General features: G+C 38.6%; 10 protein-coding genes (1 of these 10 cut by a window edge). 6 read left to right on the forward strand and 4 right to left on the reverse strand.

Features of this window, described 5'->3' with window-relative positions:
• Positions 1–25 precede the first annotated feature (25 nt).
• A complete protein-coding gene (gene rocD, locus CJ263_RS01160) occupies positions 26–1,306 on the reverse strand; it encodes an ornithine--oxo-acid transaminase (protein WP_094995585.1) in 1,281 nt (426 codons plus the stop codon).
• 234 nt (positions 1,307–1,540) lie between these two features.
• On the opposite strand from rocD, the gene rlmD reads away from it, so the two are divergent.
• The 3 genes from rlmD to CJ263_RS01175 are packed head-to-tail and all read left to right on the forward strand — an operon-like array spanning position 1,541 to position 4,194.
• The gene (gene rlmD / locus CJ263_RS01165; RefSeq protein WP_094995586.1) at positions 1,541–2,953 is read left to right on the forward strand and encodes a 23S rRNA (uracil(1939)-C(5))-methyltransferase RlmD; all 1,413 of its coding nucleotides are present in this window, start codon (positions 1,541–1,543) and stop codon (positions 2,951–2,953) included.
• Between the two features lies 1 nt (position 2,954).
• Entirely contained in the window at positions 2,955–3,461 is a 507-nt protein-coding gene (locus CJ263_RS01170) for a DUF6452 family protein (protein WP_094995587.1), read from the forward strand.
• Positions 3,442–4,194, forward strand: coding sequence for a DUF6048 family protein (locus CJ263_RS01175; protein ID WP_094995588.1), 753 nt, complete (start codon positions 3,442–3,444; stop codon positions 4,192–4,194). Before CJ263_RS01170 ends, CJ263_RS01175 begins: the two co-directional genes overlap by 20 nt.
• On the opposite strand, the gene CJ263_RS01180 is transcribed toward CJ263_RS01175, so the two are convergent.
• Positions 4,195–4,425, reverse strand: coding sequence for a hypothetical protein (locus tag CJ263_RS01180; protein WP_094999052.1), 231 nt, complete (start codon positions 4,423–4,425; stop codon positions 4,195–4,197). It lies immediately after the preceding gene.
• A gap of 10 nt (positions 4,426–4,435) precedes the next feature.
• The gene (locus CJ263_RS01185; protein ID WP_094995589.1) at positions 4,436–5,593 is read right to left on the reverse strand and encodes a THUMP domain-containing class I SAM-dependent RNA methyltransferase; all 1,158 of its coding nucleotides are present in this window, start codon (positions 5,591–5,593) and stop codon (positions 4,436–4,438) included.
• Between the two features lie 88 nt (positions 5,594–5,681).
• Here CJ263_RS01185 and CJ263_RS01190 point away from each other — a divergent pair, with 88 nt between their 5' ends.
• Positions 5,682–6,353, forward strand: a complete 672-nt coding sequence (locus tag CJ263_RS01190; RefSeq protein ID WP_094995590.1) for a ZIP family metal transporter — start codon at positions 5,682–5,684, stop codon at positions 6,351–6,353.
• Complete coding sequence (locus tag CJ263_RS01195) at positions 6,353–6,778, forward strand: DUF4268 domain-containing protein (protein WP_094995591.1); 426 nt, start codon at positions 6,353–6,355, stop codon at positions 6,776–6,778. The genes CJ263_RS01190 and CJ263_RS01195 overlap by 1 nt, the downstream gene beginning before the upstream one ends.
• A gap of 35 nt (positions 6,779–6,813) precedes the next feature.
• Here CJ263_RS01195 and CJ263_RS01200 read toward each other — a convergent pair whose 3' ends face one another.
• A complete protein-coding gene (locus tag CJ263_RS01200; RefSeq protein ID WP_094995592.1) occupies positions 6,814–7,632 on the reverse strand; it encodes an SDR family oxidoreductase in 819 nt (272 codons plus the stop codon).
• Positions 7,633–7,831: 199 nt separating this feature from the next.
• On the opposite strand from CJ263_RS01200, the gene CJ263_RS01205 reads away from it, so the two are divergent.
• Positions 7,832–8,117, forward strand: partial view of a ThuA domain-containing protein gene (locus CJ263_RS01205; RefSeq protein ID WP_094995593.1) — the 5' end (the start) only. The gene runs 629 nt beyond the window's last position; the window shows 286 of its 915 coding nt (coding positions 1–286); the start codon lies at positions 7,832–7,834; its stop codon lies off the right edge, out of view.

Genomic DNA, 8,117 nt, shown 5'->3' on the forward strand with positions numbered 1-8,117 from the left:
TCCCCGAGGCATCTCGGGGGTTTTTTTATTTCTTAAAATTGGAAAGTGTCCTTTTGATAATATCAACGCAATCCAGCAGCTGCTCCTTGGTCATCACCAAGGGCGGAGCAAACCTTATAATATTTCCATGGGTCGGTTTTGCCAACAAGCCATTTTCCTTCAATGCCATACAGATATCCCAAGCGGTGGAACTTTCTTCTCTATCATTGATCAAAATAGCGTTTAGCAATCCTTTTCCTCGAACCGAAGTGACCAAATCGCAATGTGGAATAAATTCATTCAACTCAGAACGGAACAGTTCCCCCAACTCTTGGGAATTTTCGGCCAAACGCTCCTCCTTTATTACATCCAAAGCAGCCATAGCTATGGTAGCGGCAACTGGGTTGCCCCCAAAAGTACTTCCATGGTTACCGGGTCTAATCACTTCCATGATTTCGTTGTTTGCCAAAACTGCAGAAACAGGGTAAGCCCCTCCAGACAATGCCTTTCCTAATATCAGAATATCGGGTTTTACCTCCGGGGTGCCACTGCAATGTTTATCCGGACAAGAGCAGTTGCCACAGGTAGCCAAAAGTCTTCCTGTACGTGCAATACCGGTCTGCACTTCATCTGCAATGAACAATACATTGAACTTTTCGCACAGTTCCTTGGCCTTTTTAAGATAACCTTCGGATGGAACATATACCCCTGCTTCTCCTTGTATAGGTTCCACTAAGAAACCAGAAACATTAGGGTTATTGGTTAAGGCCTCCTCCAAGGCTTTAAGATTATCATATTCGATTTTGATGAATCCCTTGGTGTAGGGGCCAAAATTCTTTCTCGCCACAGGGTCGTTGGAAAACGATATTATAGTAGTGGTCCTCCCATGAAAATTATTTTCGCACACTATAATTTCCGCCTCGTTCTCTGCAATGTTCTTTTTTTCATAGGCCCATTTCCTACAGATTTTTAAGGCGGTCTCTACGGCCTCAGCCCCGGTATTCATAGGCAAGAGCTTGTCAAAACCAAATGTTTCGGTGGCATACTTCTCAAAAGCTCCCAGTTTATCGTTGTAAAATGCCCTGGAAGTGAGCGTTAATGTCTGTGCCTGCTCCATCATGGCACCGACGATTTTAGGATGACAATGGCCTTGGTTTACCGCAGAGTAGGCAGAAAGAAAATCATAATATTTTTTTCCTTCCACATCCCAAACAAATACACCTTTACCCCTGCTCAGAACAACAGGTAATGGATGATAATTGTGGGCACCGTACTTGTCCTCCAATGCAATGGCATCTTCAGAAGTGATGTTTTCTAAAACTGACATGATAAAAAATTACTTTAAATAAGACTTTAGCAATTCCTTCTGTACCTTTATCCTTTCTAAATCCCAATGGGCATTGGGACGAAAATTCAGCGTGGGAGAGAAATCATCCCTGTAGAGCTTCAAATGTACAAATAATCCATCTTAGTTTAAAGCCTATTTTAACTATGTAAAAACGCATGTTAATACTATCATTATCCTACCTATCAATCCAAAGAAACCTATTATTTTTGCCGCATGCGGAAAAACAAAAGGAGACTGGTTTTTGAAAATGTGGAGGTCATAGATGCCGGTGCCAAAGGCAAAACGATTGGTAAGGCATCGGACGGTAGGGTCATTTTCTTAACGAACGCCGTACCTGGCGATGTAGTCGATGTACAGACCACTAAGAAAAGAAAGTCATATTTCGAGGGGGTTGCTACCAATTTTCACAAACGATCAGAAAAACGGGTAGAACCGGAATGCCAGCATTTTGGGGTTTGTGGTGGCTGCAAGTGGCAAGATATGGGCTACGATCACCAACTTTTTTACAAACAAAAAGAGGTCGAGAACAATCTCCGGCGAATAGGCCATTTGGAGCTTCCGGAAATAAATCCAATACTAGGTTCAAAAAAACAATACTTCTACAGAAACAAAATGGAGTTTTCCTTTTCAGATAGTCGATGGCTAACGCTTGATGAAATTAAATCAGAAAAAGAAATAGAAGATAAAAATGCCTTAGGTTTTCACATTCCAGGTATGTGGGACAAAATACTGGACATAAAGAAATGCCATCTTCAGCGAGACCCTTCCAACGCCATAAGATTGGAAACGAAAAACTTTGCAATTAAAAATAGGCTCACTTTTTTTAACCCGCGAAATCAACATGGCCTACTTCGTACATTGATGATTAGAACCTCCTCAACAGGAGAACTTATGGTACTGATCCAATTCTTTGAAAACGACAAACAGAAAAGAGAGCTCCTTCTTGAGCATTTAAAGGAAAAATTCCCCGAGATAACTTCCCTGCTCTATGTAATCAATGAAAAACAAAATGACACCATCTATGACCAAGAGGTGGTTTGTTTTTCCGGAAGGGATCACATCTTTGAGGAAATGGAAGGGCTTCAATTTAAGATAACGGCAAAATCATTTTACCAGACCAATTCAGAACAGGCATACGAGCTTTACAAAGTCACCCGTGACTTTGTAAAGCTTCAAGGAAATGAATTGGTATATGACCTGTATACAGGTACTGGCACCATTGCCCAGTTTGTTGCGAAAAATGCAAAAAAGGTCATCGGGATTGAATCGGTCCCAGATGCCATACTGGATGCAAAAGCAAACGCCGCACATAACCAGATTAAAAACGTGGAATTCTTTGTAGGGGATATGAAAAATGTGCTAAACGATGACTTCATCAAACAACATGGAGAACCTGATATAATAATTACAGATCCTCCAAGAGACGGAATGCATAAGGATGTTGTACAGCAAATTCTGAACGTTTCCCCAAAAAGAATAGTCTATGTGAGTTGTAATAGTGCCACACAGGCCAGGGACCTGGAGCTAATAAAGGATATATATGATGTGGTCAAGGTACAACCCGTGGATATGTTTCCTCAGACACATCATGTTGAAAATGTCGTACTTTTGGAAAAGAAAAATTAGCATGCGGAAATTAAATCGAGTGATTTTCACCTTCTTGCTTACCATTACCCTAACTTCATGCGAAAAGGATGACATTTGCGTAGAAGGAAATACCCCCTTGCTTGTCCTTGAGTTTTTTAACGTAGCCGATACCACAGCCGTTAAAAACGTAACCGCTCTTAGAATTGTGGGCGAAGGACAGACCGTAACTGTGAACACATTTACGGACCGATCAAATCTAAGCAGTGTTGCCATTCCGTTAAGAACGGAGGAAAACTCAACTACCTTTTACCTAATTTCAAATTCAGCCTCCAATGATAATGGGCAGGAAACCGGTAATATTGATACATTGACCTTTAATTACGACCGGATTGAAGATTTTAAGTCCCGAGCTTGTGGATTTGTAGTCAATTATGATAATGTATCCACGGAACTACAAACGGGTTCCGGTAATTGGATTGCAGATATAGAAGTCATTAGGGCAAGCGTTACAAACTCAGATTCTACCCATGTTAAGATATTTCATTAGTACTTTTTTCCTCTTTAGTCTGATGCAAAGCTTTTCCCAAAGCAAGCCCATTGACACCCAACCCAAGGATACGGTGGAGTACAGACAGGCCTATGGACTTAGGGCAGGAATTGATCTAAGTAGGCCCATAATAAGCTCCTTGGACGATAATTACACCGGTTTTGAAATAGTGGCCGACTATCGAATAACGGATAGACTTTACATCGCGGCAGAACTAGGTACAGAAGACAAGACAAAGCAGGAAGACCTATATAATTTTACCACTACCGGAAGTTATTTGAAAATTGGGATAGACAACAACACCTATGAGAATTGGTATGGGGAGCAAAATCTCTTGTTTTATGGTGGTCGTTTGGCATTTAGTAGCTTTAGCCAGACATTGAACAATTACCAATATTTTAATTCAAATAGATACTGGAACCCGGAGGGTTTTGCCGAAGGTTCCAATATTTCAGAGGAATTTTCAGGTCGGTCCGCGGTTTGGATAGAGGCACTTTTTGGAACTAAAGTGGAACTCTTTGCCAACATTTTTTTGGGAGCTAGTGTCCGGTTAGGCATTCTGGTTTCCGACTCAGATGGTGGTGATCCCCGTTTTCCCAATCTTTGGATACCAGGATTCAATAAGGTTACGGGCGGAAGCAGATTTGGTGTAGGCTACAATTATTCCATCTCCTACTTCATACCCCTTTACAAAAAGAAGAAAAAGCCCGTGGAACAGGAAAATGAACAATAATCAGATTTCCTTAAACCCCTTTAAAAATACCCACTTCATCATGAGTTTTTCCTTTCCTTCTATGCGAGCAACGGCGAACTTGGGGGCGATGACCATTGCAATAATAGCAGATGTTATGGAAATATAAATCGGTTTAATTTCCAAAAAATAGGCCAGGCCAAATCTTGCCATTATAAAAACTACGGCAAAGCTAAAAAAGTTATACAATAGGGCTTTTTGTTTAGGCTTCATTGAATTTTTTTTAGTGATTATATTTGGCTTTTTTACTCCCCTCGTACATCTCATATTTCACCAATCTCGATTCCAAGTGACTGTTAAAGACCTTAATTTTTCTAGAAGGCCTAAGACCTACAAATTTAAGGGCATCCAGATTGGAGGTAATTAACCAGGCATTGGTTCCCGGGTATCCTTGTTTAAGGGTGTCCCCTATGGAGGCATAAAAGTTCTGCATATCTATATCCAACCTTTCCCCGTAAGGAGGGTTAAAACACATATGTAAAGGGCCCTCTGTTTCCTTTTTAGTCTTAAAAAAGTTTTCCCTACTAATATCTATATATTCGGTGAGATTGGCATTTTCTACATTTTCAATAGCCTTTCTAACTGCGGAAGGGGCTTTGTCAAAACCTATTATTTTATGATGAAATTCCCTTGTTTTTTTTAGACTGGAGTCTACAATCTTATCATAAAGTTCCGCATCAAAATCCGGCCATTTTTCAAAGGCAAAACCCTTGCGATTAATGTTAGCGGGAATATTAGAGGCAATCATGGCCGCTTCCGTAAGCATGGTGCCACTACCGCACATAGGGTCCATAAAATCGCATTGTCCATCCCAGCCGCTCAATAAAAGAAGACCTGCGGCCAACACTTCATTGATAGGGGCAATATTGGTCGCAATCCTATACCCCCTATGGTGCAGGGAAGCTCCAGAACTGTCTAAGGAAACATTACAGTCGTTTTTGTGAATATGGATGTTGATTCGTAAATCAGGGGATTTTACATCCACATTGGGCCGCTTACCATCAGTTTCGCGAAATTTGTCGGCAATGGCATCCTTAGTCTTCTGGGAAACATATAATGAATGTGTAAAGTTATCGGAGAAAACGGTAGCATCAATTGCAAAGGTATCGTCGACCGATAAATACTCCGCCCAATCCATTCGATAGATTTTTCTGTATAAATCATCTTCATTGGAAACTTGGAAAGAGCTAATGGGTTTAATAATTTTTATTGCGGTACGTAAACACAGATTGGCCTTATACATAAACCCATTATCCCCATCAAACGCAACGTTCCTCACTCCAACTTCAACATTTCCGCCCCCTAGGTTTCTAAGTTCTTTTGCCAATATTTCCTCAAAGCCAAAAAGAGTTTTGGCTATCATTCTAAAATTATTACCCATAAACGATATTAAGTATACAGCAAAAATACGTTAATTTTGGTGCAGCAAAGAGAGGGCACTCTCGATTCCGTACTAAACCCTGATTTTAATGATCTATATTCTGCCTATTCTTGGCGTGCTTTTGAGTTTTCTTTTTGTGTACCTCTACAAACCCAATAAAAAAGAGCATTTTAGGTTATTGTTGGCTTTTAGTGGTGCCTTCCTTTTGGCATTGACCATTTTTGAATTGTTACCGGAGGTTTACGAAGATCATAGTGGGAAGCATATTGGCATATATATCATGCTAGGAATTTTGCTGCAAATCTTCTTGGAGTTTTTTTCAAAAGGGGCGGAACATGGGCATGTACATTTATCCAATTCAAACACTAACTTCCCTTGGTTATTACTAGGAAGTTTATCGCTCCATGCATTACTGGAAGGTGTACCCCTTTCAGAAAACAATAGTCTGATCTATGGTATCTTGGTTCATAAAATTGCAATCGCCATAATTCTCAGCATATTTCTAATGGGTTCTAAGTTAAAACTCACTACCTCCATAATATTTATCCTCCTATTTTCTGTTATGACGCCATTAGGCACTTATTTGTCGCAATCCATGAATTTTATAATGGATAATCTTGTTTTTATCAATGCCATGGTAATTGGTGTGTTACTGCATATTTCTACCATAATTCTATTTGAAAGTTCGGAAGGGCATAAATTCAACCTTCGAAAATTAACGGTCATTTTGTTCGGAATAATTATAGCCTATTTTCTATAATGTTTAGTAAAGAGGAGTCACGAAAATTAAGAGAGGAATTCTGGATTTCATTTGGAAAATCCTATCCACGGAAATGGATTATGTATAAAACAAAAATTAAAGGGCTTAGTTTTAAATTTCATTTCGATACTAAAAAGGCCATGGTATCCATAGATGTGGAAGGAGAATTAGAACAGCGAATTCAGCTTTGGGAAAAATTGGAATCGCTAAAAAGTATATTGATCAATGAATTCTTGCCAAACGCAATTTTTGAAGACTGTTTTATTTTGGAGAATCAGAAGGAAATTTCAAGAATTTATATTTCTCTTAATGACGTTTCAATACATAATAAAAATACTTGGCTTCAAACTATGCAGTTTTTGAGTAAAAAAATGATTAAGATGGAAGAGTTTTTTATTAATTATAAAGATATTCTTCAACCCTAACTAGTTCCAAGAATAAGGTTTATTCTTATTGTTATTTAGACTCCTGAAAAAGAATTAAACCCACCATCAACGTCATAACACACCCCTGTTACAAAACTGGAGGCATCGCTTAATAAATAATGTATCATCCCATTCAATTCAGAGGCATCTCCAAACCTTCCCATTGGCGTATTGCTTATTATTTTATTTCCGCGTTCCGTAAATGAACCATCTTCGTTCGTCAACAATTTCCTGTTTTGATTACCAATAAAAAAACCTGGGGCAATTGCATTGACCCTTATTTTGTCCGTAAACTTTGAAGCCATTTCATTGGCCATCCATTGTGTAAAGGTGTCCACTCCGGCCTTGGCCATAGAATAGCCCAATACTCGTGAAATAGCTTGTTTTGAAGCCATGGAAGATATGTTTATTATGGAACCATAGCCTTGTCTAGCCATTATTCCGCTTAACACAATAGTTGGGATTACTGTCCCAAAAAGGTTAATATCCAATACTTTCTGCGTATCCGATAACGCTATATCATAAATACTTTGATCAGCACTCAGCGTGGCACCTGGAATGTTTCCTCCGGCCAGATTTATCAATCCATCCAATGTGTTAAATTTAAGTGAGATTTCTTCCCTAACCTCGTTAAGAGCCTCTTCATTTAAAACATCCACCTCGTAAGTAAAAGTACTACCCTCAGAAATAGCGTCAAGTTCATTTTTTTTGTCCCTCAATTTCTTCGTAGACCTACCAAGCAAAATAACCTTTGCATTTTGCTCTACAAGATATTTAGCAATAGAGCCACCCAAAGTTCCAGTACCACCTGAGAGAGCAAAAATTTTATCTTTCAACGAAAATAAATCACTCATAAATAATATAAAATTGAATAATTGGATTAAATCATATTTTACCAACTCCTAAGAATCAACTAAAAAAAGCTGGTATTTTGAATTGGTCAAAAATAAGATTTTCATGACTTTTATACTATCATACAAGGACTTATTCAGTATATTAAATTAACTTACTTTATACAATAATGTCTATAAAAAAACTGGATATTAAAGAATTATGAAATATTATCTATATTTAGCCTGCCTATTGATTCCCGTTTTCTGGATATATTCTCAAGATTTAGAACCATTTGAACTAACAGATGAATGGACTCATTCTATAATCTCGAAATTACCTGAGGATTATCCCCGATTGGAAACCAAAAAAAATATCCTGATTTTTTCCCTTTTTACAGGTTTTGATCATTGGACTGTTCCACACACCGAAGCCGTAATCAAAGGCATAGCTGAAAAAAGCGGAAATTTCAATATTACCACCTCCAATGATATTGAAATGTTTAATG

The organism is Maribacter cobaltidurans, from assembly GCF_002269385.1.
Lineage (GTDB): Bacteria > Bacteroidota > Bacteroidia > Flavobacteriales > Flavobacteriaceae > Maribacter > Maribacter cobaltidurans.